At 62.4% G+C, this 22,825-nt stretch carries 25 protein-coding genes; 14 read left to right on the forward strand and 11 right to left on the reverse strand.

The annotated features are described in order from the left end of the window. Positions 1-38: 38 nt before the first annotated feature. From V7660_RS08540 to V7660_RS08560, 5 genes are all read left to right on the forward strand, one after another. Complete coding sequence (locus tag V7660_RS08540) at positions 39-977, forward strand: L-threonylcarbamoyladenylate synthase (protein WP_335602657.1); 939 nt, start codon at positions 39-41, stop codon at positions 975-977. 4 nt (positions 978-981) lie between these two features. Next, on the forward strand, positions 982-1,599 hold the full coding sequence (locus V7660_RS08545) for an FMN-binding negative transcriptional regulator (protein ID WP_335602658.1): 618 nt from the start codon (positions 982-984) through the stop codon (positions 1,597-1,599). After that, the gene (locus tag V7660_RS08550; RefSeq protein WP_335602659.1) at positions 1,596-3,005 is read left to right on the forward strand and encodes an FAD-binding oxidoreductase; all 1,410 of its coding nucleotides are present in this window, start codon (positions 1,596-1,598) and stop codon (positions 3,003-3,005) included. Before V7660_RS08545 ends, V7660_RS08550 begins: the two co-directional genes overlap by 4 nt. Before the next feature lie 66 nt (positions 3,006-3,071). Then, positions 3,072-3,377, forward strand: coding sequence for a hypothetical protein (locus V7660_RS08555; protein ID WP_335602660.1), 306 nt, complete (start codon positions 3,072-3,074; stop codon positions 3,375-3,377). Positions 3,378-3,407: 30 nt separating this feature from the next. Further along, positions 3,408-4,049 (forward strand): hypothetical protein, encoded by a 642-nt coding sequence (locus V7660_RS08560; protein ID WP_335602661.1) that lies wholly within the window; start codon positions 3,408-3,410, stop codon positions 4,047-4,049. A gap of 5 nt (positions 4,050-4,054) precedes the next feature. Here V7660_RS08560 and V7660_RS08565 read toward each other — a convergent pair whose 3' ends face one another. Together V7660_RS08565 and mutL are read right to left on the reverse strand one after the other, a co-directional pair. Further along, positions 4,055-4,714 (reverse strand): HAD family hydrolase, encoded by a 660-nt coding sequence (locus V7660_RS08565; RefSeq protein ID WP_335602662.1) that lies wholly within the window; start codon positions 4,712-4,714, stop codon positions 4,055-4,057. A gap of 5 nt (positions 4,715-4,719) precedes the next feature. Then, entirely contained in the window at positions 4,720-6,630 is a 1,911-nt protein-coding gene (gene mutL / locus V7660_RS08570) for a DNA mismatch repair endonuclease MutL (RefSeq protein WP_335602663.1), read from the reverse strand. Between the two features lie 177 nt (positions 6,631-6,807). Between mutL and V7660_RS08575 the strand changes: the two genes are divergently transcribed. Then, positions 6,808-7,362 (forward strand): c-type cytochrome, encoded by a 555-nt coding sequence (locus tag V7660_RS08575; protein ID WP_335602664.1) that lies wholly within the window; start codon positions 6,808-6,810, stop codon positions 7,360-7,362. Between the two features lie 9 nt (positions 7,363-7,371). Here the strand turns inward: V7660_RS08575 and V7660_RS08580 are convergent, their stop codons facing one another. The 6 genes from V7660_RS08580 to V7660_RS08605 form a co-directional block, all read right to left on the reverse strand. Continuing rightward, positions 7,372-8,058 (reverse strand): hypothetical protein, encoded by a 687-nt coding sequence (locus tag V7660_RS08580; protein ID WP_335602665.1) that lies wholly within the window; start codon positions 8,056-8,058, stop codon positions 7,372-7,374. 142 nt (positions 8,059-8,200) lie between these two features. Continuing rightward, positions 8,201-8,695, reverse strand: a complete 495-nt coding sequence (locus tag V7660_RS08585) for a MarR family winged helix-turn-helix transcriptional regulator (protein ID WP_335602666.1) — start codon at positions 8,693-8,695, stop codon at positions 8,201-8,203. A 359-nt stretch (positions 8,696-9,054) separates the two neighbouring features. Next, a complete protein-coding gene (locus tag V7660_RS08590; RefSeq protein ID WP_335602667.1) occupies positions 9,055-10,119 on the reverse strand; it encodes an enoyl-CoA hydratase/isomerase family protein in 1,065 nt (354 codons plus the stop codon). A 149-nt stretch (positions 10,120-10,268) separates the two neighbouring features. Further along, entirely contained in the window at positions 10,269-12,764 is a 2,496-nt protein-coding gene (locus V7660_RS08595) for a zinc-dependent metalloprotease (protein WP_335602668.1), read from the reverse strand. A 117-nt stretch (positions 12,765-12,881) separates the two neighbouring features. Next, entirely contained in the window at positions 12,882-13,355 is a 474-nt protein-coding gene (locus tag V7660_RS08600) for a hypothetical protein (RefSeq protein ID WP_335602669.1), read from the reverse strand. A 178-nt stretch (positions 13,356-13,533) separates the two neighbouring features. After that, a complete protein-coding gene (locus tag V7660_RS08605) occupies positions 13,534-14,673 on the reverse strand; it encodes an acyl-CoA dehydrogenase family protein (RefSeq protein WP_335602670.1) in 1,140 nt (379 codons plus the stop codon). Between the two features lie 60 nt (positions 14,674-14,733). Here V7660_RS08605 and V7660_RS08610 point away from each other — a divergent pair, with 60 nt between their 5' ends. Next, positions 14,734-15,276 carry a GNAT family N-acetyltransferase gene (locus V7660_RS08610; protein WP_335602671.1) on the forward strand — a complete coding sequence of 181 codons (543 nt, stop codon included), beginning with the start codon at positions 14,734-14,736 and terminating at the stop codon, positions 15,274-15,276. Between the two features lie 30 nt (positions 15,277-15,306). Next, complete coding sequence (hemB, locus tag V7660_RS08615) at positions 15,307-16,302, forward strand: porphobilinogen synthase (protein WP_335602672.1); 996 nt, start codon at positions 15,307-15,309, stop codon at positions 16,300-16,302. Between the two features lie 44 nt (positions 16,303-16,346). On the opposite strand, the gene V7660_RS08620 is transcribed toward hemB, so the two are convergent. Next, positions 16,347-17,219, reverse strand: coding sequence for a LysR family transcriptional regulator (locus V7660_RS08620; RefSeq protein WP_335602673.1), 873 nt, complete (start codon positions 17,217-17,219; stop codon positions 16,347-16,349). 169 nt (positions 17,220-17,388) lie between these two features. Between V7660_RS08620 and V7660_RS08625 the strand changes: the two genes are divergently transcribed. Continuing rightward, a complete protein-coding gene (locus V7660_RS08625) occupies positions 17,389-17,760 on the forward strand; it encodes a group I truncated hemoglobin (RefSeq protein ID WP_335602674.1) in 372 nt (123 codons plus the stop codon). A gap of 44 nt (positions 17,761-17,804) precedes the next feature. Next, the gene (locus V7660_RS08630; RefSeq protein ID WP_335602675.1) at positions 17,805-18,311 is read left to right on the forward strand and encodes a GFA family protein; all 507 of its coding nucleotides are present in this window, start codon (positions 17,805-17,807) and stop codon (positions 18,309-18,311) included. A 24-nt stretch (positions 18,312-18,335) separates the two neighbouring features. Here V7660_RS08630 and V7660_RS08635 read toward each other — a convergent pair whose 3' ends face one another. Next, on the reverse strand, positions 18,336-18,947 hold the full coding sequence (locus tag V7660_RS08635; protein WP_335602676.1) for a TetR/AcrR family transcriptional regulator: 612 nt from the start codon (positions 18,945-18,947) through the stop codon (positions 18,336-18,338). 68 nt (positions 18,948-19,015) lie between these two features. On the opposite strand from V7660_RS08635, the gene V7660_RS08640 reads away from it, so the two are divergent. Beyond that, positions 19,016-19,870 (forward strand): metal-dependent hydrolase, encoded by an 855-nt coding sequence (locus tag V7660_RS08640; RefSeq protein ID WP_335602677.1) that lies wholly within the window; start codon positions 19,016-19,018, stop codon positions 19,868-19,870. A gap of 57 nt (positions 19,871-19,927) precedes the next feature. Here V7660_RS08640 and V7660_RS08645 read toward each other — a convergent pair whose 3' ends face one another. Beyond that, a complete protein-coding gene (locus tag V7660_RS08645) occupies positions 19,928-20,524 on the reverse strand; it encodes a tetratricopeptide repeat protein (protein WP_335602678.1) in 597 nt (198 codons plus the stop codon). 116 nt (positions 20,525-20,640) lie between these two features. Between V7660_RS08645 and V7660_RS08650 the strand changes: the two genes are divergently transcribed. The 3 genes from V7660_RS08650 (at position 20,641) to V7660_RS08660 (ending at position 22,712) form a co-directional block, all read left to right on the forward strand. Further along, positions 20,641-21,615: a helix-turn-helix domain-containing protein gene (locus tag V7660_RS08650; RefSeq protein ID WP_335602679.1), complete on the forward strand. Its 975-nt coding sequence runs from the start codon at positions 20,641-20,643 to the stop codon at positions 21,613-21,615. Positions 21,616-21,658: 43 nt separating this feature from the next. Continuing rightward, positions 21,659-22,144, forward strand: coding sequence for a flavodoxin family protein (locus V7660_RS08655; RefSeq protein ID WP_335602680.1), 486 nt, complete (start codon positions 21,659-21,661; stop codon positions 22,142-22,144). Positions 22,145-22,349: 205 nt separating this feature from the next. Then, entirely contained in the window at positions 22,350-22,712 is a 363-nt protein-coding gene (locus V7660_RS08660; RefSeq protein WP_335602681.1) for a hypothetical protein, read from the forward strand. Positions 22,713-22,825 lie beyond the last annotated feature (113 nt).

The raw sequence follows: 22,825 nt of genomic DNA on the forward strand, positions 1-22,825 counted from the left end.
GGCTTCCGGGGCTAGCGCGCCAGTGCTAAGCCCGCCGCATGACTGCGATTGCGCCCATCAACCCCGGCACGCTCCAGCTCGCTGCCAGCTTTCTGCGCAAGGGCGGGCTCGTCGCCATGCCGACAGAGACCGTCTATGGCCTGGCCTGTGACGCGTCGAACCCGGATGCCGTGGCGCGGCTCTACGCCGCCAAGGGGCGCCCTCAATTCAATCCGCTGATCGCCCATGTGGCTTCCTTCGAGATGGCGCAGGCTGAAGCGGTATTCTCCGAGGCTGCGCTGGCGCTCGCCCGGAACTTCTGGCCCGGCCCGCTGACACTGGTCCTGCCCGTCGCGCAAACCGGAACGGTCTGTGACCTTGCGCGCTCCGGCCTCGACACAATTGCGATCCGCATGCCCGCCCATCCGGGCGCACGCAGCCTGATCGCGGGTTTTGGCCGCCCGGTCGTCGCGCCCTCGGCCAACCGGTCGGGCCATATCAGCCCGACCCTAGCAGACCATGTGAAAACCGACCTCGATGGCAAGGTTGACCTGATCCTTGATGGCGGCCCGTGCACGCAAGGGATTGAATCCACGATTGTCTCCTTTGTCGGGGATCACCCCGTACTGCTGCGGGCTGGAGCCGTCGAAACTTCCGCCCTCGACGCATTCCTGGGCGAGCCACTGACCCGCGCAGGAGAGGAGGACGGCATCTCCGCACCGGGCCAGCTGAAAAGCCATTACGCGCCCAATGCCCGCCTGCGCCTGAATGCCGACGCTCCCGAATCCGGGGAAGCCTGGCTCGGCTTCGGGCCGGATACATTCGGGGGAACAAATTTGTCGCCGAATGGTAATCTGGCAGAAGCTGCGGCCAATCTATTCGCTATGCTGCGGAAGCTGGATACAGATTCCGACCGCATTGCCGTAGCGCACATTCCAGACGAAGGCCTCGGCGAAGCGATCAATGACCGTCTCGCCCGCGCCGCCCACAGGGAGTGACCTCATGCATCCGAACCGCATCTTTCACGAACACAATCCCGATCATCTGATCGAAACGGCCCGCGCGCATTCCTTCGCGATTGTAATCGGCACACGGAATTGCCAGTCGCACGTAGCCCACGCGCCGATCATGCTGGAACGACGTGGCGAGAGCGTGATCGTTCGCTTTCATCTTGCCAATGCCAATCCCGCCATGCAGGCCATCGAGGAGACCAAGCGAGCACTGGTCGTTTTCACCGGGCCTCATGCCTATATCTCAGCGACATGGTATGAACAGGACGATCAGGTCGGAACCTGGAACTATATTTCGGTCGAAGCCGAAGGCCCCGTCATCGCGCTGGATCATGCCGGCACAGCTGCGCAACTGGACGATCTGTGCGGCCAGCTCGAAGCCGATCTGGCCCCAAAACCACCTTGGACACGCGACCAGATTAACGACCAGAAGTTTGATGGGATGCTGACCGCCATTACCGGATTCGAGATGACGGCGACGCGCTTCGAAGGCATTCGCAAGCTGAACCAGAACAAGCCCGTCGAGGCGCGCCGGCGCGTCATTGCTGCACTCGAAGACCAACCCGGCGGGCTCGAAATCGCACGCGAAATGACTAAATTGGAACCATGATAGAGCTCAGCCCGGACTTCCTGACCGCCGCCAAGGATCTGCTCGGCCCGAAAGGGTGGAGCATGGAGACCGAAGATCTCGACAAGGTCTCGTCGCCCTGGCGGGGCACATACAAGGGCGAGACGCCGTTCCTCGCCAAGCCCGCAACGACCGAAGAGACCGCCGCGCTTGTACGTCTCTGCAATGAACATAACGTCGCAATCACGCCGCAAGGCGGCAATACCGGCCTCGTCGATGCGGGCACGCCACATGGCGAAATCTGCGTCTCGATGCAGCGAATGAATGCCGTGCGGGCGCTCGACGCCTTCAACAATTCGCTCGTGATCGAGGCGGGCGCCCCGCTCGTCACGGCCCAGCAGGCTGCCGATGACGCCCAGCGCCTGTTCCCGCTGTCACTCGGCTCGGAAGGCACGGCCACCATTGGCGGCCTGATCTCCACCAATGCCGGCGGGGTCGCGGTGCTGCGCTATGGCATGATGCGCGACCTGATCCTCGGCCTCGAAGTCGTGCTGCCGAATGGCGAGATCTGGAACGGCCTGTCGGGTCTGCGCAAGAACAATACCGGCTATGATCTGAAACATCTGTTCGCTGGCGCCGAAGGCACACTGGGCATCATCACGGCGGCAACGTTGAAGCTCTTCCCGAAAGTCCAGCGCGCCAGCGCGTGGGTGACGTGCGCGACGGCAGACGATGTCGTGAAACTGCTCGCCCTCGTCCGCGATCATGCGGGCGATACGGTGACGAGCTTCGAAATCATTCCGGCCAATGCCGTCACGATGGTGCAGGCCGATGCGCCCGACACGCGCGATCCTCTGCCCTCGGACCTGTCTTGGCGCGTGCTGATGGAAGTCTCCATGTCGCGCGCCGAACATGCCCGCGAGGTGCTGGAGGGCGCGCTCGCCGCTGCCTATGAAGGCAGCCTCGTTCAGGACGCCGTGATCGCGGAAAGCGTCGCGCAGGCCGACAGTTTCTGGCACATCCGCGAGACCATTCCCCTGTCAAAGCGCGCCTATGGCACCGCACTGAACCAGGACATTTCGGTCCCCGTCAGCCGCATCCCGGAATTCATCGACGCGTGCAACGCTGCCGTTCTGGAGCAGGTGCCGACGGCGGAATTCGTGATCTTCGGTCATGTCGGCGATGGCAACCTCCATTACTCCGTCTGCGAACCGGCGAACGCCGAGCACCCCGTGCTGCGCGGTCAGGATCAGGCGGTCTTCCGCATCATCTATGATCAGGTCATGAGCTTTGACGGATCCATCAGCGCCGAGCATGGAGTCGGCCGACTGAAGCGAGACGAACTGGAACGCATCCGTCCCAAAGCCGCTACCGAAACCATGCGCGCCATCAAGCGCGCCCTCGACCCGAACAGGATCATGAATCCCGGCCGCGTCATCAATTCCTGACCCGGTGACGTCTTGCCTTCCCGGTGGATCGCTGTAGCGTTTGCGCACACAGGGGAGACACATCACATGCGGAACACTTTTATCGCCCTCGGCCTGTTCGCGCCGCTCATGGCTTGCGAACCCACGCCCCCAATCGTCGGCGGGCCGTGCAGCTATGAAACCTCAATCATCACGGCAACAGTGACAGAGGTCGATGAGGATGGCGCCCTGTTCGAGGGGCCCGAAGGCGAGTTTTGGGTCCCCGGCTCATATCTTGGCACCCTCCCGACAGTGGGCGACACGCTGACCCTGAAACGCGACCGCATCACCGAAGGCACCTGCACGCCCGAAATGTACGAAGTCGTCGACGCAGATATCAGCAACGAAGACTAGCCGCACGCCCAGACGATAGGAGACGCGCCCATGAAACCGCCCTCCAGTGTCGATGCCCTTTCGGAGTTCGGACGCGCGCGCCTGTCGAACTCCTTCTTCATGCGCGACTTCCTGTATTCGGATATCGCCGCGCTTCACGGCTTCTCGAACATTCCCGAGGACCCGGACCTTGCCATTGCCGCTGGGACGAAGCTCTGCACGGAACTGCTTGAGCCCTTGCAGGACGTGTTCGGGCGCATCGCCATCCGGTCCGCCTATCGCTCTGCCGAAGTGAATGGCTTCGGCAACCAGATGCAACGGGAGAAGAAGAAGGGCTATAATTGCGCCTCGAACGAGAGCAATTACGGCCATCACATATGGGACCGGCGGGACGCGAACGGCAATATGGGCGCGACGGCCTGCATTGTTATCCCGGCCTTCTATGACGCCTTCCACGCAGAAGGGGACTGGCAGAAACTGGCTTGGTGGATCCATGACCATCTGCCCTATTCGACGCTCTACTTCTTTCCGAAGCTCTGGGCCGTGAACATTCAGTGGCGGGAAAATCCTGTGCGCCAGATCGACAGCTATACCGCGCCGCGCGGCCGGCTGACCGATCCATCAAAGCCGAATTTCAGCGGGTCTCATGAAACAGAGTGGGCACCCCTGCGGCACGTTTTCCCAAAGGCCTGAACAGATCAGCTGGAAAGCGCTGCGGCAATCTCCGCATGCGACGCAAAGACGTCATGTGCGCCCGCTGCCTTGAGTCGCGCGCCAAGTCCGGCATCGGCATGACCACCGCCCGTGAAGCCCCACGCCATCATTCCTGCGGCGCGCGCGGCTTTCACACCATTCACGCTGTCCTCGATGACAAGGCATCCGTCGGGGCGAGCCCCAATTTGCTCTGCGGCATGCAGGAACAGGTCCGGTGCCGGCTTGCCATTCGTCACAAGGTCGGACGAATAGATGTGCGGCGCAAAAGTATCGTGCAGGCCGGTCAGGTGGAGCTTGCGGACGAGCTTCGGCACTTCCGAAGACGAGGCCACAGCCTGCGCGCCAGCGAACGCCGCGCTAACTTCCAGCACGCCTTCAATGGCGCGCAAATCCGTTTCGAAACGCTGCCAGATTCGCGCCTGCAACTGGTCGGCAAAATCATGCGGCAAGGGGCGGCCATTGGCGATGGCATCTTCTGCAAGCGCCGCATGAAAGTCCCGATTGTGCAGGCCGACAAAACGCGAAACGAAAATCTCGAACGGATAGTCGAGCCCCCAATGGGTAAGCATGTCCCGTTCGGTCGCGATGGAGATGGTCTCGGAGTCCACCAGCACGCCGTCGCAATCAAAGATCAGGGCGTCCATCCGGCCTAACCGCGCCGCCCGAACAGGCGTTCGATATCGGCCAGTTTCAGCTCAACATAAGTTGGCCGGCCATGATTGCACTGGCCGGAATGAGGCGTCGCTTCCATCTGGCGGAGCAGCGCGTTCATCTCTTCGCCATTCAGACGCCGCCCGGCCCGCACCGAGCCGCGGCACGCCATGTTCCCCATGACTTCCTCGAACCGTTCCTTGAGCGCGAGACCCGCATCATATTCAGCGAAATCATCAGCAAGGTCGCGCACCAGGCCCATCGCATCCATTTCGCCGAACAGGGCGGGGGTCGCCCGCACACAGATGGCTCCAGCGCCGAAAGGCTCGATCTCGAGCCCGAGTTCGGCAAGTTCATCTGCCCGCTCCAGAACGCGTGTGGCCTCGTCTTCCGATAATTCCACAACGTCCGGGATGAGCAGCGCCTGTCGCTTCACACCGCCTGCCGCCATCTGGCGTTTCATGTCCTCATAGACGAGCCGCTCATGCGCGGCATGCTGGTCCACGATGACGATGCCGTCGGCTGTCTGGGCAACGACATAGGTCTCGTGCAATTGCGCCCGCGCAACACCGAGCGGAAAGTCGGCAGGCATGCCGTGCGCGGGGGGCGCCTCCGGTTCGACACGGGCTGAGGGCGCGCCGTCATGGCGATAGTCCGGCGCAGGCGCCTCATGCAGCCCCGCCATCACATCGCCTGACGGTGGCAAGGGCTGATCGAAATCAATGCCCGAGGGCTGCCGGTAATAGGAGGAGGGGGAAGCCTGTCTCTCGGGCGCAGGGGGCAATGACCAGAGATTGGCCGAGGTCACTTCCTCGATCCTGACCTTTCCGAGCGCAGAATTCGCCACCGTCGTCGAGGCGCGGTGCCCGGCGGCAGCCAGCGCATGCCGCAGCGCGCCAATCATCAACCCTCTTACATTCCCGGCATCGCGGAAGCGCACTTCGGTCTTCGCCGGATGCACGTTCACATCGACATATTCCGGGTCGAGGTCGACAAACAGCGCCGCCAGCGGGTGGCGGTCGCGCGCCAGGAAATCCTGATAGGCGGCGCGGATGACGCCATTCAGCATACGGTCCTTCACGGGCCGGCCATTGACGAACAGGAATTGCATCTGGGCATTGCCGCGATTGAGCGTGGGCAGGCCAGCAAAGCCCGCAAGCCGCACGCCTTCGCGCTCGGCGTCAATCTCCAGCGCGTTCTCACGGAAATCCCGCCCCATGATCGCGCCCAGCCGCGCAAGCTGGCCAGAGGCGCCCTCGGCCTCCGCCGCATAACGCAAGGAGTTGCGGCCATTATTCTCCAGCGAGAAAGCCACATGTGGATTGGCCATGGCGAGACGCTTGACCGTGTCAGTCACGGCCATGCTTTCGGCGCGCTCGCCCTTCATGAATTTCAGCCGGGCGGGGGTGGCATAGAAAAGGTCGCGCACTTCGATCCGTGTGCCCGTCTCGCCGCGCCCGGTAAAGGCGGCCGGGCGGGGGCCTTCCATCCGGCCCGCCTCGACAAACACTTCCGCCGCATCCTCGCCCGCCGCGCGGGATGAGATGCTGCAACGGCTGACCGAGGCAATCGAGGGCAACGCTTCGCCCCGGAAGCCCATTGTATGGATGTTCAGGAGGTCCACCCGGCCGCCGGCATCCGGCACGAGTTTCGAGGTGGCATGCCGTTCCAGCGCAACCAGCAGATCATCGGCAGACATGCCGCAGCCATCATCCTCGATGATGATCCGTTTCAGGCCGCCCGCCTCGATGGAAATGGTCACGCGGCGCGCCCCGGCGTCCAGCGCGTTCTCGACCAATTCCTTCACGGCGGCAGCCGGGCGCTCGACCACCTCGCCCGCCGCGATCCGGTTGACGACATCGGGCGGCAGTTTGCGAATTTCGGGGCGGGATCGGACGGAATCAGCCATTCGGTCACAATAACGCGCCCGACCCGCTTTGTCCCCGCCTGCCCGCACGTTTCGACAGGCCGCGGCACGAACGCAGCGGCCCCACAAGGGCGCGGCGTCCTGTTGACGCAGGCCGGTTGCCTTCCGTCTGGTTACCCCACACAGTGCGCCCGAGACATTCCGGAGCCTTGTAATTCCATGAAGATGACTTCTTCCCTCGCTATCGCCGCTGTCATGGTACTTGCCGCTTGTGGCAAGTCCGAAGCGCCCGCCCCCGAAACCCCGCCCGCTGCGACGCCTGCGGCAGAAGCCCCGGCTGAAACTGCGGCAACGCCCGCCGCGGCGCCGAATGAGGCTGTCGAAGCCGCTGCCGACGCGGTATCGCCTTTCGCAGCCCTGCCGGCCCCCTACAATACGGCCGACTATGCGCGCGGCCGCCGTACCTGGAAACTCTGCCAGTCCTGCCACATCACGGCTGAAGGCGGCGGCAATCTGGTTGGCCCGAACCTGCACGGCCTGTTCGGCCGCGAGGCCGGCACGCTGGAGGGCTTTGCCTATTCACCAGCGCTACAGGAAGCCGACTTTATCTGGACACCGGATAAGGTCGATCACTGGCTGGAAAATCCGCGTACCTTCCTGCCGGGTAACCGCATGACGTTTGCAGGCGTGCGCAAGCCTGACGACCGAATTGCCGTGGTTGCGTATCTGATGAGCGAAACCGGCTATGAGGCGGAAGACGTTCCGGCAGAATAGGCCCGCGCCCTAGCGCCGGAGAATGAGCGCGAGCAGCACGGCATGCTCGTCAAACTCTCCGGCGAATTCCTCGCGGTAGCCGACGGCCAGATCTGCCCAGTCGAAATGATAGCCCAGCTTGGTTTCATACTTGTTTGAGTCCGCCGTTTCATTGCCGCGCTCGATCCACAGCTGTTGGCTGATGAAGAAATCCTGCCAGATATCGACGCCATAGCCGAACTCCGCGCGCTGGCGAACGCAGCCATCTTCATGCCGGATCGCCACCGCATCGGCGAACACATAGAAATTGCGCCCGCCCCGCAGGCCCGACAGGCCGCCACTGAGGCGCGCTTCGGCGCCCCAGCCATCACAGCCAAACACGCCGGCCAGCGAACTGCCATGCACCAAGCCGCCTTCAACCCCCACGGCCCAGCCCTTGTGGGAGACGAGTTGCCGCCGCAGCGTGGCGCGCCAGAATTCCTTGTCGAACTGGCTGCCGATTTCATAGGCCACAGCCTCGGACTTGGCAGTGACGGTCCAGTACGGCGCGACCCCATACTCTCCATAGAGTTCGACCCGGTTGCCCCGTACGCCTTCCAGTTCTTCCTCGGTGATCTTGGCCTCGGCATACCAGCCCCCGGGCGCCTGCGCCCAGGGGCCCGCCGAGGCCGGACCGGCCACAGCCAATCCCCATGCAAAGATCCCCAATCCCCTCATTGCCGGAAAACCTAGAGAAGAAATCTGGGGTTGAAAACCCATTTCTCTCCCGCGTGCAGGCCAACCTGCGAAGTGCACCACATAAAAAAGCCCCCGCCAGAGTGGACGAGGGCTTTTGCCATATCGAAGATATGCGGCGCGCTTAGAGGCGGAACCGGATCTGGTCTGACCAGAAGCGCTCCAGGCGCGAAATGGTCTTGTTCAGTTGCGACAGGTCATCCGGACGCACGCTGGCAGTTGGCTCAAGAGCGCCAGCCTGCTTCTCGAACAGGGCCTCGACCCGTTTGCGAACCTTCAGGCCCCGCTCGGTCAGGCTGAGCGTCACGGTGCGCTTGTCATCTTCGGAACGGGTCTGGATCAGATAGCCGCCTTCCTGGAGTTTCTTGACGTTGTAGGAGAGGCTGGTGCCGGCAAAGGCGCCACGGGCCCGCAGAACAGATGCCGGGGCTTCGCCTTCGCCAATCTCGTAAAGAAGGAGCGCCTGAACGCCTGTCAGCGACCGCTCGCCACCGCGCTCCAGATCGTCCTTCACAACATCATGAAGACGACGGTGCGCCTGCTCAAGCAAAGACAAAGACTTCAGGAAAGACTCGCCCAACGAATTGTTCGCAGTATCCTGCGTTTCTGCAATCATCATATTCACCACCACTCAACTATTCACTCAACTTTTGTTGTAGTTTGAGTAGAAATACACGAGCATTCCTAATGAATTGATAAGCATGCCCTTTTCGCAAGAGAAGAGAGTTAATATTCGCGCGAATACATTAACCGTTACTACTCCGCAATGAGTTGGAGGTCCGCAATCCCGGTAAACCTGCCAGTCCAGCAGGTTCCGGAGATGCGGGGCACGCAATTCAGACGCGCTCATGGCCAGGCGCGCCCAAGAGCGGCCCAAAAACCGTTTTCAAAGTGTAAACAGGCGATCGACGGAGACTCTGGGCGAAGTATTCAGATGCCAGAAGAAGATATCCGCAGGTAATTGAGAGGCCGGATACTTCAGTCTCCGAAATTCAACTCGTCATCCCCCAATGGATCGAAATACCTGGCGACGTCAGCTTCGCTGACACCTTCCAGAGTGGCAGGACTCCATTTGGGATCATTGTCCTTGTCTATGATGACGGCGCGCACACCTTCGAGGAAGTCATGGCTCTGCACCTTGCGCCAGCCGATACGGTATTCCATCCGCATATTGTCCTCGAAACTGTCGAGCTTCGCCCCTTCGCGCACCTGGCGCAGGGCTACCTTCACCGTCTCCGGAGACTTGGTGCGGATCGTGGCGGCCTGCGCTGCGGCCCACTCATCGCTCGATGCCTCCAGCGCGGCGACGATCTCTTCGGCGGTGTCTTTTGCAAAGCAGGCATCGATGATGTCGCGATGCGCCTCAAAGCTGCCCGCCGGCACGGGATGGGTCATGCCGCGCAATATCTCGTTCAGCATCTCGGCCGCACCAACCGAAAAATCCGCACTCTCTACCTGCTTCTTCAAATTCGGGACGAGTTCCGAGGGCAGGTAATGTGTCGCCACCCTCGCCGCCGCCACGTCCACGTCCTTCAACCGCGCGCCGGTCAGCGCGAGCCATGTGCCGAGATAGCCGGACAGGCGCGGCAGGAACCAGCCGCCCCCGACATCCGGGAACAGGCCGATGCCCGTCTCAGGCATGGCGAACAGGGTCCGCTCGGTGGCAATGCGGTGGGAGCCATGCACCGACAGGCCCACGCCGCCGCCCATGGTCACCCCGTCCATGATCGCCAGCACAGGCTTGGGGAAAGTCTTCAGCGCGGCATTCATGCGATATTCGACATTGAAGAAGGCCCGCGCCTCCTGCGCATCACCCGCGCCGCTGTCTGCCAGCATGCGAATGTCGCCGCCCGCGCAGAAGCCGCGCGTCTCTTCTTCATGGTCGATCATGATGAGGTGGACAGTCGGATCCCCTGCCCAGCGCTCCAGCGCCGCCAGGATGGTCTCGCACATTGGTGCGTTCAGCGCGTGCAGCGCCTTTGGCCGTGTCAGCGTGATGCGTCCCATGCCCCGGTGGACCTGGACCGATACCTCATTCGACATGTTCTATCCCTTTGTCTCCAGCGTCGTGCGCCGGTCATTTTCTGTTTTGCATACCCCTACAGGGGGCGCGCCGCCGATTAAGCCCGGCGCGCCGTCAGGAACCTGTGTCCTCCATTTCCCGCGAAGGGGCCAAGCCCCACACCGCCCCTCTAGCGCGGCAGGAGTGTCGTGTCGCAATGCCAGCAGGCTTCGGCACTGCCGGCACCGATCGGACTGCCCGGCGGAATCTCCACGTCTGGCGCCGATGGCACGAGCGGCGGGGATGGCCTGTCGAGATGGGCGGTGATCCGCCGGGACAGCTCGTCCCGCACGGCCACATCAAGCGGGTCGGCGCGCCGCGAGCGGGACACGATCCGGCGCGACAGGGCGCTGAGATAGGCATTGGTCTGTGTCACCGTCTCCGGCGTGGCCTGTGTATTGGCGGCAAGATCGATCAGGGTCGACACATAGCGCATCTGTTCCCGGCGCAGGATGCCGGCCTGGCGCGGCGTCTCCGCCTCGCCGAACAGGGCGTCCTCCACCTCACGCAGGACATCGCCATAGCTGAGCGCATTCCGGTTGCGGCGCTCGGTCTCGATCAGGCGTGCGACGCGCTCAGGGTGCAGCAAGGCAGCCAAGGTCTGCGAGGCGGCGGTATCGGCGGCCGTGAGCAAGTCGAACATAGCCCCGGTCTCGCCAGCAAAATACTCGGCACCTGCCCCGGCCCCTCGGAAAGTCACCAGAGGCGGCGTCAACAAGTCGAGCGTCCGGTCCGGCAGATCGAGCGCCGCCGGGTCCAGCGTCGCCACCAAGGCGCTGAGCGCGCCGCGCTGCTGGTCGGCCGGCACAGGCGAACCGCCGACATTCGCATCGCCCGCTTCGGCATAATGGAAATCATAGCCACCAATCATCTTGGCCGCTGCGTTCACCTGATAGCGATGATAGAGATAGACCGGCACGATCACCGCGCGCAGACGCGAGGTCGGCTCGCCGGTCTGCAGGGCGTCGAGGCCAAAGCGATCAAGCGCCACCTTTCGCACCCGCACCACATCCAGCAAGGCCGCAACCGGATCGGCGCCATTGTCCCAGACGCTGGAATAAGGGTGCGCCGTGCCAACGCCCCGCCCCTGCGGATCGTCCACGAAGCGCAGCCCACTGGCCCAGGCCGATTCCAGCAATTCATCCCCGGCCGCGTCTTCATCTGTGCCGTCCGGATATTGCCGATAGAGCCACATGGTGGAGACCTTGTCCCACTCACCAATGCCGGTGTCATAGGCGGCGGAAAAATCGAGATTGCCATCCTGCCCGACCCAGACGAGCGGCGCGGGATAATCCATCACTGAGGCCCGATCGTTTGAAGAGGCCGCGAAATTGTGGGCAAAGCCCAGCGTGTGGCCAACTTCATGCGCGGCCAGCTGGCGAATGCGTGACAGGGCGATCTGCACCGGATCATCCGCCGCGCCTGTGCCGGTCTTCGACGCGCCCGCCAGCCCCTCGAAGATCATCCGGTCCTGACGCACGCGCTGGCTGCCGAGAATGACATTGGCTTTCAGCATTTCGCCCGTACGCGGATCGGTCAGCCCGCCGCCATAGGACCAGCCCCGCGTCTGGCGGTGCACCCATTGGATCACATTGTAGCGCACATCCAGCGGATGCGCGCCATCGGGCAGAACTTCGACGCGATAGGAGTCCGGAAACCCTGCCGCCGCAAAGGCCTCGGCCCACCAGGACGCACCTTCGATCAGGGCGTCCCGAATTTCCGCTGGCGCGCCGGAATCCACATAAAAGACAATCGGCTCTTTCGCCGGGCTGCTCGCCGCGGACGGGTCCTGTTTCTCAAGCCGGAAGCGACGCGCGAAGGCCTGCCCCACCTGCCCGCTCAGCGGCGCCGAGAAATCATAGAAACCGACATCAATCGCCCCGCTACGCGGATCAAACAGGCGCGGCGTGTAGCCCTCATCCGGCAAGCGCACGAGCGAGATGTGCTGGACCAGCGTCACCGAGCGCGCATCCGCCGCCGTGGCCGAGACTTCGGATTTCGGCTCATCGCTCGTCAGCGTCAGGAAAGCATCGAACTCGACATTGTCCGTAAAGGCGAGCGCCGCCGCCACGTCCGGCATGGAGAGATCATCTGACAACTGGTAGACGCCGCCCTTCGGATGCTCTTTCAGCGCTGCCCGCACGCCGAGCGCATCGCGCGTCAGATAGCTCGACATGTCCACCAGCACTTCGCCGTCCGGCCCCGTGCCGATTATGTCGCCGGACCAGATAAAGCTGCGCGCAAACGAGTCCCTCACGGCCCTGCGCTCCAGCGGATTGTCGGCGCGGGCGCGATAGGTCCAGTTCTCGATTTCCGCGACCATCTTGTCGCCCACCTTGCGGAAGGCGACAATCTCGCCGCCATTGGCAAGCCCGCGATCAAGGCCAATTGGATTGGAGCCGAGGCCCGCCGTCAGTCCTGTGGCCTGGATCGCTCGGAGGGCCACACCTTCCTCGTCCGGCGCGGGCAGCGCAACGAGAATGCGCCCGCCCTCGGCATCAAGATAGAGATCGACAAACCCGTCCTTGTGGGTGAGCGCCCCGGTCTCCTCGGCCCAATCCCCAGATTGGGCCCAAGCCAGTGGCAGGACAACCGCCGCCACCAACGCCAAAACCAGACTCTTCATTCCCCGCACAGGCACACCTCTTCGATCAGCTGAAACTCAGCCGCACGGTGCCGCAGATCGGATTGCGGTTCAAATGGTTTCCGGGGGCAAACACTTTATGCCCGCAGGCATGGCGCATTATCCGTCACAGGTCTGCGTGTCGCGCATAATGCCAACCTCTTTGACCTTGCCGCTTTTGTTGTCCACTTCGAAATAGATGTCGCTATAATCGTACACAGTGACATCGTTTTCCGTGACAACGCATTTCGGCTTGCCATAGGCGCCGCGCGCAAGGATTTGCTCGGCGCCGCTGCCGACCCCGATTTCGGTGCGGTAACGCGGGTCGCGCGCGATGATCCAGTAGACCGCATCATCGGCTGCCACGACGAGACCGTCATAGGAATAGGTGGTGGCCCGCGTACCGGGGATCGGGGTGGTCATCCGGGGGGCGCCCCTTGCCGCGAACAGTTGGAACAAGGTCATGCCAAGTTCGACATCGCCGACCCGGTCGCCCCGGACAATCAGATTGTCATTCAGGTCAGGCGGGCTACTGGCGCACGCCCCCATGACAATGAGCGCAAAACCTATCGACAGCTTACGGACCATTTTCATCACGGGCCCTCCTATTCACCAGAACTCTACAAGAGCCTTAGATCATAGCATACGCGGCCATATGTCGAGGCGCGGACGGTAAAAAACTGTCCCTATACGCTCAAAACAGGCATAATTATCTGTAATGTTCGGAAATCAGGCAGATTTTACAAGGCCGCCTCTGCAGCCCCGGCAGCGCCTAATCCTTCAGCATGTCCCGCGAGATGATCACGCGCATGATCTCGTTCGTGCCTTCGAGGATCTGGTGCACACGCAAATCCCGCACGATCCGCTCCACACCATAATCGGCCAGATAGCCGTATCCGCCATGGATCTGCAGCGCGTCATTCGCCACCTTGAACGCCGTGTCCGTAACGAACCGTTTCGCCATCGCACACCAGCGCGTCGCATCCTGCGTCTTGCCGTCCAGCCGACCGGCAGCCTCATACAGCATGACCCGTGCGGCCTGCAGCTCGGTCTCCATGTCGGCCAGCTTGAACGCGGTGTTCTGGAAGGTCGCAATCGCCTTGCCGAATTGTTCACGCTCCTTGGCATAGGCCACCGCCTTGTCGAGCGCGAGTTGTGCGCCGCCAAGGGCACACGCCGCAATGTTCAGGCGCCCGCCATCCAGCCCCGCCATCGCAAAGCGGAAGCCGTGGCCTTCCTCGCCGATCCGGTTTGCCGCCGGCACACGCACGCCGTCCAGGATCACCTGCCGCGTCGGCTGACTCTTCCAGCCCATCTTGCGTTCATTCGCGCCAAAGCTGAGGCCCGGCGTATCCTTTTCGATGATGAAGGCAGAGACGCCCTTGGCGCCATCATCGGAGGTGCGCGCCATCAGCACATAAACGTCAGACGTGCCCGCGCCGGAGATGAATTGTTTCGTGCCGGTGATGACATAGTCATCGCCCTCCTTCACCGCCCGCGTCTTCAGGCTGGCCGCATCCGAGCCTGCGCCCGGCTCGGTCAGGCAGTAAGACGCAATCAGGTCCATCGAGGTCAGGCGCGGCAGCCAGGCCTGGCGTTGGGCGTCCGACCCGAATGTATCGATCATCCAACTCGCCATATTGTGGATGGAAATGAACGCCGCCGTGGAGACGTCGCCATAGGAAAGCTGTTCGAAGATCAGCGCCGCATCGGTCCGCGTTAGCGCGCTGCCGCCGACATCCTCGCGGACATAAATACCTGCAAAGCCGAGCTCGGCGGCCTGCTTGATCACATCGACCGGGAAATGGCTGTCGCGGTCCCATGCTTCCGAATGTGGCAGCAATTGCGCCTCGGCAAACTTGCGAGCCATATCCCGGATCATCAATTGTTCATCGGAAAACAAAGCACTCATTGTTAATTTCCCGTTTTTTCGCGTAAGAGGTTGGGATGGGAATCGATTGGGCAGCGCGCAATGTCAATGCAACAAGCCACCTCACCTTACGGAATTGAGGGTGCGGACGCATCTGAAGTCGGCCTGTTGGCCGAGGTTGATCGCGCCGCCAGCGCGCTATTTGTTCCCACCGGCCTCCTGTCCGACGAAGCCCTGAAAGATCATGTCCCGGTCGATATCCTTGCCAGCGCCGCGGAGAATGGCGACCTGTTCACCGCCCGGCTGGACTCTGGCACAGCCATTGGCTTTGCGCTGGTCTCCCTGCGTGGCGGCACACTCTATCTGGACCAGATCAGCGTCCACCCGGACCACGGCCAGCGTGGCATCGGCGCGGACCTGCTGACCCGCGTCATTGACGAGGCCAAGCGCCGGAAGCTGCGGCGCGTCACTCTCTCAACCTTTCGGGATCTGCCCTGGAATGGGCCCTTCTACGCCAAGCATGGCTTCCGCGAGATCAAGCGCGGCGACATGGCCGACTGGATGCTGGAGCTTGAACGCATCCAGGCCGAGGAACTGGACGTTTCGAAGCGCTGCTTCATGGTGCGTAAAATTGGCTGGTTGTAGCCATCCCGGTTTTGGACCAATGAGACTCACATGACCCAATTCCCCCAAGCCTTCCCCGCCATCCGCATGCGCCGCCTGCGCCAGGCCCCCTGGATCCGCTCGCTTGTCGGCGAAAACGTGCTGACACCCGCCGATTTGATCTGGGCCGTCTTCATCCATGATGGCGACGACCGCATGCCGGTCGGCAGCCTGCCCGGCATTGACCGGCTCAGCGTCAAGGATGCCGCCAGGGCCGCGATCCGCGCCCGCGAGCTTGGCATTCCGGCCATCGCGCTGTTTCCTTACATTGGTGCAGACGGAAAGGACGAGACGGGTTCCGGCGCGCTGGACCCGGACGGCCTCGTGCCGCGCGCCCTGAAGGCGATGAAGGATGCGGCCCCGGAAGTCGGCCTGATCACCGATGTTGCGCTGGACGCCTATACCAGCCACGGCCATGACGGCCTGCTCGACGAAGACGGCACTATCCCGAATGATGCGACCACGGAAAAACTGGTCCAGCAGGCGCTGGTCCATGTCGGCGCGGGCGCGGATGTCGTCGCCCCGTCGGACATGATGGATGGGCGCATCGGCGCCATTCGCACCGCTTTCGAGGACGAGGGCTTCACCAACCAGATGATCCTCGCCTATGCCGCCAAATATGCCAGCGGCTTTTACGGCCCCTATCGCGATGCCATCGGCTCGGCCGCCTCGCTCAAGGGCGACAAGAAAACCTATCAGCAGGACCCGGCCAATTCAGACGAAGCCCTGCGCGAGGTCGCGCTCGACCTTGCCGAGGGCGCCGACATGGTCATGGTCAAGCCCGGCCTTCCGTATCTGGACATTGTACAGCGCGTCTCCTCCACCTTCGGCGTCCCCACAATTGCCTACCAGGTCTCCGGCGAATACGCCCAGATCAAGGCCGCCGCCCAGAATGGCTGGATCGATGGCGACCGCGTTATGATGGAAAGCCTGATGTGCTTCAAACGCGCCGGCGCGAGCGGCATCATCACCTACTTTGCGGAAGATGCTGCGGATAAACTGGGGTGAATATAGCTGCTTCCAGCATACAGCATGCCAGAGGGTTCAGCCCCTCAGGACGCGGCTCCCTCGAACAGCGCGCTGATGTCCTTGATTTCCCTTTGCATATGCTGCCGGAACAGCATGACGCGTTTCGTACTCCGCAAATCGCGGTGGTAGAGCAGCCATAATCCGAGTTCGTGATGTTTTTCAGGTTCCCGAAACCTGACCAGATTGGGCTCGCTGTCCCCCATGAAACAAGGCAGGTATCCGACGCCAAGCCCCTCCTTCAGAGCCGCGGCCGTCAGCGACGTGTCATCGACGCAGAAGGAATGATCGAGCTGGGGCCTGGCCTGTTTCGTCCAGCTCCTGTGATATTCGCAGCAATCGACGCCCAGCCATTTCTCAGGGACGCGCCCGGCCGCGAGCGCCGCGCAATAGTCGCTTGAACCGTATACCGCGGAGGCGACCGTCGTCAGCCGCGTACCGATCAATGTCTCACCGGGATTATTCGTCTGCCTCAGCGCAACGTCCGCGTCCCGTTCCGCCAACCGCACGGAATCATTGGTCACCTCCACCCGCAGGTCGATGTTCGGATAGGCGGCACTGAACCGGGCGAATAGCGGCATCAGCACCGACGAGGCCATATTGGCAATTGCCGTGACACGGAGTTCTCCCGAAGCCTCCTCGCTCTGCCCGGCGCTGACCGCTTCGAAGGACAGGAGTTCCCGTTCAATCCTGGTGGCGGACTCTTTCAAGGCTTCGCCTGCCCCGGTCAGCACATAGCCCGTCGCCTTGCGCTCGACCAAAGGCGTGGCGAGGTCCTTTTCTAGCGCATGGATGCGCCGCGAAACCGTCGAATGCTGCACGCCCAGCCGCTTGGCGGCGCCGCTGAAAGAGCCTTCGCGGGCCAGCGCAAGAAACAGCCGCGCATCGTCCCATTGCATCCCGCCTGTCCTCCCGCGTGCATTTTTGCAAACCCGCTGTCGATATTTCCCGGATTTCCGCGACCGTGCGCGAATGCAACCCAATTGGCAACCAGACACGCAGACCCGGCCGGGTTCGAACAATCCGTGGCCCGTATTGAAAACAGAGTGAAAAACAGGAGCATCAAGTATGACCGTATCGCTTTATGACCGCCTCGGCGGCTATGACGCCATCGCCCTGTTTGCCGGCGAACTGATTGGCCAGGCACAGGCCGACAGCCTGCTCGGGCGCTTCTGGGCCCATCGCGGGGAAGATCGGAACGCCCGGGATCTTCAGATGCTGGTCGATTATCTCGTCCGGGAGACCGGCGGCCAGATGTACTATACCGGACGTGACATGGCGCTGGCCCATGCCGGAATGGGCATCACACACGCGGACTGGACACGGTTTCTCGAAATAGTCGTCAGTGTCGCCGGGGAACTCGGCGTTGGGGCAACCGAAGGCGGAGAGGTCATGGCGTTTCTGGATACCCACAAGCATGACATTGTCACCCGGGCATAATGAGCAGACTGTCGGACCACAGCGCCCAGATGGAAAGGCAAAAGATGACCGAAACATCCGAACCCGTCGAAGGCGGCTGCACATGCGGCCATGTCCGCTACACGGTCTTGTCCAAGCCCATGATCGTGCATTGCTGCCATTGCCGCTGGTGCCAGAGGCAAACGGGCTCGGCCTTCGCGCTCAACGCATTGATCGAAGCTGACCGCGTACAAATACTGTCAGGAGACACCGAAGCGCTCACCGTCGAGTCTCCGAGCGGGAAAGGCCAGATCATCGCGCGCTGCCCGCACTGCCGCGTCGCGGTCTGGAGCCATTACCACATGTCCGGCCTGAGAGAGCGCATCCACTTCATCCGCGTCGGCACACTGGACACTCCTGATCTGATGCCGCCCGATGTCCACATCTATACGTGCTCCAAACAGCCCTGGATACACCTTCCGGAAGGCGCGAAAGTCGCTGACCGATTTTACCAATATGAAGAAATCTGGTCCCCGGCCGACCTCACCCGCAGGGCAGCCCTGTTCAACGCCGCAGGAATTGCGAGCCCGTGAATACGGACTAAACGCCCGCGACGATCAGCGGTCAGACGACAGCCGCTCCAGGTTCGCCATCAGCATCTGCAGTGTCAGCTCCCGCGCGCGTTCCGGGGGTTTGCCGATCAGGCGGCCGAGGGTCGCGCCGAACAGGCCGACGCCGACGGCCAGCGTCACGCTGAGCAGGATGATGTCCTCGGCCACATCTGCCGGCACGCCGGCATTGCCCATCTTCTTCTGCGCGACTTCCTGAACCACTTCGCGCACCACGGTCAGCCGGCTGGTCTCGTCGGTCAGCTCCAGCCAGGCGGCGAGCCGCGCGGCGCCGCGGGTCTCGAATGCGTCGAACAGCGTCTTCAGCCCGGCCGTCCGCACTTCCAGGGGCGCATCGGCCGGAATCTCGACCGACAGGATATTCTCGACCAGATCCGCGATCATCCGCTCCATGAGCGCCTGCTGGACCGCGTCGATGGACCCGAAATGGTGCAGCACCGTCGCATTCGCCACGCTCGCCCGTTGGGCGACATCGGCCAGCCGCAGGGATTGCGGCCCCTGTTCCACCAGCAGGTCTTCCGCCGCCGACAAGATGTTGGCGCGCGACTCTTCCGGCGTGCGACGGATTCGGGGAGAATTCTTGTGTTTCGTTATTGACATTTTTGTCAGTAACCTCAATTGTGGCTTCGAGACAATTGCTATTATTGTTCCTGAAGGCACTAAACATAATGACAAGCAAACGCACACCCGACGGCATCACAATTCTGCCGCGCGATCTCCATTTCGACATGGCCGCCGCAGATAATGGCCCCTGGCTCGATGGAGACCCCGTCGCCACCGCCATTTTCAACGCCATGTCGCTCACCTTCCCGGAGGGCGAGCGCATGTTCATGGATGCCGTGAAGGCTTATCGCAGCGAGGTGTCCGGCCAGCTCGCCGCTGACGTGAAGGATTTCATCACGCAGGAAGCCATCCATTCGCGCGAGCATCATCTACTGAACAACAAGATCGACCGCGAGAAATACCCGGTCGCAGAGATCGAAGCCGCGATCATGGAGAAGATCACATTCGGACGCTCCGGCGGACCGTTCCGTATGCTGCTGGCCACGATCTGCCTTGAGCATTTCACAGCGATGATGGCCGATCTCATGTTCGGCTTCGAGGTGAACGGCGTCCCGATCTTCAGCAAGACCGATCCCGCGCTGGAACGCCTCTGGCGCTGGCACGCCATGGAAGAGACCGAGCACAAGGCGGTTGCCTATGACGTCTTCCTGGAGGCCACGAAAGACTGGCCCGCCATCAAGCGCTATTTCCGGCGCAGCCTGTCCATGCTGCTGATCACCAAACACTTCACCGCCAATATCGCGACCTATGCCGCCATGTTGCTGGAGGCCGATGGCTATAGCCGCAAGGATGCCGACCGCGCCGTGAAGGAATTTCTCTGGAAGAAGCCGTCCCTGTTCGGCAAGGGCTGGAAGACATGGCTGTCCTGGTTCAAGCCCGGTTTCCACCCGTGGGACCATGACAATCGCCACGCCATGGATGACTGGAAAGCCGAATTCACGCCGGTTGCGGCCGAATAGGCCTGGTCGGTATTTGACCTGAAAAAAAGGGCGTCCTGGCAGGGACGCCCTGATTCATCACTCTGTTTCGACGACGCGGTAGAGCGCCTTCAATTCGGCGGACGGCGCAAAGCCCGGCTCAGCTGCCAGCGCCTGTTCGAGATAGTCATAGGCCTCTGCATACGCGCCGAGATCATGATGTGCGAGCGCGAGATTGTGGTAGAGGCGCGACTGCAATTCCGGGGCGGAGATATCCGCCGATGACAGTACCTGCACCGCCTTTTCCGGCTGCCCGGCATCGACATAGACCCCGCCGCAGCTGATGATCGTGCCCGGCACGGCCTGTCCAGAGGCTAGCGCCGCTTCGCAATCTGACGCCGCCTCTGCGAGTTTCCCTACCCGCCGGTAGAGGATGGCGCGATTGGTCAGCACCGCCACCCGGACCTCTTCATCCGTCTCAGGATCTTCCAGCGCTTCGCTGCAGGCCCGAAGACCGTCGCGGGATGCCTCGCCTGCGCGTTGCGCCGCCTCTGCACAGGCTTCAGCCGGGGGCGGCGTAAAATACAGTTTACGGATATACATGCCCGCTGAATCTGCAGCTGCAGGCGTACTGGCAAGAGCAATAGCGGCAACCAGCCCCGCAAGCCCTCTGTTCAGGATGTTTGACCATTTCATAGTGACGCGCTCCTCAACTGGCGTTTCAATGCTTCATAGGTAGGGGATTGCGCTGCCGTGCAGAATTGGCAATAATGCCATTATATGGTCGATTTTCGCCAATCTGGGAGCCCCCCATGACGGACCGGAACACCCCTGCGCGTCACCGCATTGTCGCTCTGGCTTATGAAGGCCTCTGGCCGCTTGAATTCGGCATCGCGGCTGAAATCTTCGGCTGGCCCCGCCCGGAAGTGGAGAAGGACTGGTACGAGTTCCGGGTAGCCTGTCCAAACCAATCCACCCAGGCGATTGGCGGCTACGCCATCACATCCCCTTATGGTATCGAGAGCCTCTATGAGGCGGATACGATCATCATTCCCGGCTGGCAGAACATCATCGCCCCCCCGCCGCAAGAGATATTGGACGCGGTTCGGACCGCCCATGCGAACGGCACGCGCTTGCTTTCCTTCTGCACCGGCGCCTTTGTCTTTGCCCATGCCGGCCTGCTGGATGGCCAACAGGCCACCACGCATTGGCGCCATCTTCCCCGGCTGAAAGAGCTGTTTCCCGAGATCGAGGTCGTTGATGACGTGCTCTATGTCGATGACGGTAACATCGTCACCTCAGCCGGCAGCAGCGCGGCGATCGATGCCAGCCTTCATGTCATTCGCAAGGATCATGGGTCCGGCGTAGCCAACAAGGTTGCGCGCAGCCTCGTCGCCCCGCCGCACCGCGATGGCGGGCAATCCCAATATATCGAGGCGCCGGTACAGGAACGGCCCGGCAAGTCGGTCGCCGCCGTGCTGGACTGGGCGCGCGAAATGCTGGACCAGCCGCTGACCATTGCGTGCTTCGCCCGTCAGGCCGGCATGAGCGAGCGGACCTTCCTGCGCCGCTTCCGGGAAGGCACTGGCACCACGCCCCTGAAATGGCTCCGGCGCGAGCGGGTCTTCCGGGCCATGCAGCTGCTGGAATCGACCCCGCTCGACATCACAGATGTGGCGCTGCAAAGCGGGTTCGCCTCGGTCGAGACCTTCCGCACCGCTTTCCGCCAGATCGCCTACACCTCGCCGCACGCCTATCGCAAACGGTTCGAGGCCATCGACGCCTGAGCGAGGGTCTTGCCCTGCCACGTGAGGCTTGGAATGAAGGGGCATGACCAAACTCCTGATCATCTATCATTCCCGCACCGGCGGCACCCGCCAGATGGCCGAGGCCGCAGCGAAGGCGGCGGGCGGGGAAACCGAAACCGTTCTCAAACGCGCCGAAGACACTGGCCCGGACGACCTGCTCGCCGCGAAGGGCTATCTCTTCGCCGCGCCGGAAAACCTCGCGGCGCTGTCGGGCACCATGAAGGAATTCTTCGACCGCTGCTACTATCCCGTCCTCGGCAAGATCGAGGGCCGCCCCTACGGCCTGATGATCTGCGCCGGCTCGGATGGCGAGAATGCGGCGCGTCAGGCGGCCCGCATTGCCACAGGCTGGCGGCTCAAACAGGTCCAGTCCCCGCTCATCATCTGCACGCATGCGCAAACGGAAACAGAGATCCTCGCAGAAAAGACGATCCCGGAAAACGATCTCGCCAACTGCCGCGACCTTGGCGCCGCCCTCGGCGCGGGCATCGAGATGGGTGTGTTCTGACTCTCTCTTCCCGTCCGTGTTCCCGGCGAACGCCGGACCCTCCCGCGACGGCTCCACACTCTGACCGCCAAGGACTCAGGCCTGCACCGGAGACACGGACTGATCTTCCCCGCTATCCCCCATGCCAGCCGCACAACCTGTTGAAATCACTGGCCTTCAAAAAACCTTATCCCACCCCCTCCGTGCCCGGCTTATAATGCAAATCATGACAGACCCGCGTCACGCCCGTTATTACGCCTTTGTCTGGCCGCTCTTCTGGCCCTGGCTCTGGCTGAATCTGCGCCGGCTCGAAGCCTGGCAGCGGGAGACCGGGCGCACTGTGCTGCTGCGCATCGACCGCTTCGGCAATCTCTCCATCGACGCGATGGCGGACGCCCCTGATCCGCACCGCTACCGCTATACGGCGCCCGCGATCCCGGCATGGGAGCGCCCATCGCGCTGGAGCGCCCTGCCAGCCACGCTCGCCACGGGCTTTATCCCGCTCGCAAGGTGCTGTGCGGCGCCGGTAACACAGGCGAAAGCCGCGACCGTCTCAGGATTCGCCCCTGTCGCCCCCGATACCTCCTGACACGGATGGTCTGCCCGAATTCAGACCCACCCAACCGGAAGGCTGCCGCCTCGCCGGTCCTTCCTGCTGCCTGAAACGAAAACGGCGGACACCCCTCGGGGTATCCGCCGTTT

Source organism: Hyphomonas sp. (genome assembly GCF_036964145.1).
Classification (GTDB): domain Bacteria; phylum Pseudomonadota; class Alphaproteobacteria; order Caulobacterales; family Hyphomonadaceae; genus Hyphomonas.

Bases quoted from the DNA above. Each gene is read 5' to 3' on its own strand.
- V7660_RS08540 (WP_335602657.1), top strand. From the start codon at position 39: ATGACTGCGATTGCGCCCATCAACCCCGGCACGCTCCAGCTCGCTGCC.
- V7660_RS08545 (WP_335602658.1), top strand. From the start codon at position 982: ATGCATCCGAACCGCATCTTTCACGAACACAATCCCGATCATCTGATC.
- V7660_RS08550 (WP_335602659.1), top strand. From the start codon at position 1,596: ATGATAGAGCTCAGCCCGGACTTCCTGACCGCCGCCAAGGATCTGCTC.
- V7660_RS08555 (WP_335602660.1), top strand. From the start codon at position 3,072: ATGCGGAACACTTTTATCGCCCTCGGCCTGTTCGCGCCGCTCATGGCT.
- V7660_RS08560 (WP_335602661.1), top strand. From the start codon at position 3,408: ATGAAACCGCCCTCCAGTGTCGATGCCCTTTCGGAGTTCGGACGCGCG.
- V7660_RS08565 (WP_335602662.1), bottom strand. From the start codon at position 4,714: ATGGACGCCCTGATCTTTGATTGCGACGGCGTGCTGGTGGACTCCGAG.
- mutL (WP_335602663.1), bottom strand. From the start codon at position 6,630: ATGGCTGATTCCGTCCGATCCCGCCCCGAAATTCGCAAACTGCCGCCC.
- V7660_RS08575 (WP_335602664.1), top strand. From the start codon at position 6,808: ATGAAGATGACTTCTTCCCTCGCTATCGCCGCTGTCATGGTACTTGCC.
- V7660_RS08580 (WP_335602665.1), bottom strand. From the start codon at position 8,058: ATGAGGGGATTGGGGATCTTTGCATGGGGATTGGCTGTGGCCGGTCCG.
- V7660_RS08585 (WP_335602666.1), bottom strand. From the start codon at position 8,695: ATGATGATTGCAGAAACGCAGGATACTGCGAACAATTCGTTGGGCGAG.
- V7660_RS08590 (WP_335602667.1), bottom strand. From the start codon at position 10,119: ATGTCGAATGAGGTATCGGTCCAGGTCCACCGGGGCATGGGACGCATC.
- V7660_RS08595 (WP_335602668.1), bottom strand. From the start codon at position 12,764: ATGAAGAGTCTGGTTTTGGCGTTGGTGGCGGCGGTTGTCCTGCCACTG.
- V7660_RS08600 (WP_335602669.1), bottom strand. From the start codon at position 13,355: ATGAAAATGGTCCGTAAGCTGTCGATAGGTTTTGCGCTCATTGTCATG.
- V7660_RS08605 (WP_335602670.1), bottom strand. From the start codon at position 14,673: ATGAGTGCTTTGTTTTCCGATGAACAATTGATGATCCGGGATATGGCT.
- V7660_RS08610 (WP_335602671.1), top strand. From the start codon at position 14,734: ATGTCAATGCAACAAGCCACCTCACCTTACGGAATTGAGGGTGCGGAC.
- hemB (WP_335602672.1), top strand. From the start codon at position 15,307: ATGACCCAATTCCCCCAAGCCTTCCCCGCCATCCGCATGCGCCGCCTG.
- V7660_RS08620 (WP_335602673.1), bottom strand. From the start codon at position 17,219: ATGCAATGGGACGATGCGCGGCTGTTTCTTGCGCTGGCCCGCGAAGGC.
- V7660_RS08625 (WP_335602674.1), top strand. From the start codon at position 17,389: ATGACCGTATCGCTTTATGACCGCCTCGGCGGCTATGACGCCATCGCC.
- V7660_RS08630 (WP_335602675.1), top strand. From the start codon at position 17,805: ATGACCGAAACATCCGAACCCGTCGAAGGCGGCTGCACATGCGGCCAT.
- V7660_RS08635 (WP_335602676.1), bottom strand. From the start codon at position 18,947: ATGTCAATAACGAAACACAAGAATTCTCCCCGAATCCGTCGCACGCCG.
- V7660_RS08640 (WP_335602677.1), top strand. From the start codon at position 19,016: ATGACAAGCAAACGCACACCCGACGGCATCACAATTCTGCCGCGCGAT.
- V7660_RS08645 (WP_335602678.1), bottom strand. From the start codon at position 20,524: ATGAAATGGTCAAACATCCTGAACAGAGGGCTTGCGGGGCTGGTTGCC.
- V7660_RS08650 (WP_335602679.1), top strand. From the start codon at position 20,641: ATGACGGACCGGAACACCCCTGCGCGTCACCGCATTGTCGCTCTGGCT.
- V7660_RS08655 (WP_335602680.1), top strand. From the start codon at position 21,659: ATGACCAAACTCCTGATCATCTATCATTCCCGCACCGGCGGCACCCGC.
- V7660_RS08660 (WP_335602681.1), top strand. From the start codon at position 22,350: ATGACAGACCCGCGTCACGCCCGTTATTACGCCTTTGTCTGGCCGCTC.